Annotated in this window: 1 protein-coding gene; it reads left to right on the top strand. The window is 66.1% G+C overall.

Annotated elements, in window-relative coordinates; all coding sequences use genetic code 11:
* On the top strand, positions 1–245 hold a 245-nt coding region (locus SB756_RS33955), incomplete at both ends, for a GntR family transcriptional regulator (RefSeq protein ID WP_410913745.1).

Genomic DNA, 245 nt, shown 5'->3' with positions numbered 1-245 from the left:
CTTCGTACCGGCAGATTGTCGAGGGCTTGGTGGCCGCGATCAGCGAGGGTCGCCTGCGCCCTGGCACGCCCTTGCCGGGCACGCGGGAGATGGCGCAATTGCTGAACGTCAACCGCAAGACGGTGATCCTGGCCTATGAGGAAGCCGAAACCAAAGGCTGGCTGCAAAGCGTGCAGCGCCGGGGCACCTTTGTCAGTCAGCAACTGGCGGCCAGCGCACGGGCCGAACATGATGCCACCCGGCGC

The sequence above is a fragment of the Pseudomonas sp. SIMBA_068 genome, from assembly GCF_046534705.1.
Lineage (GTDB): Bacteria > Pseudomonadota > Gammaproteobacteria > Pseudomonadales > Pseudomonadaceae > Aquipseudomonas > Aquipseudomonas putida.
This window is presented reverse-complemented; position numbering and strand designations above follow the sequence as displayed.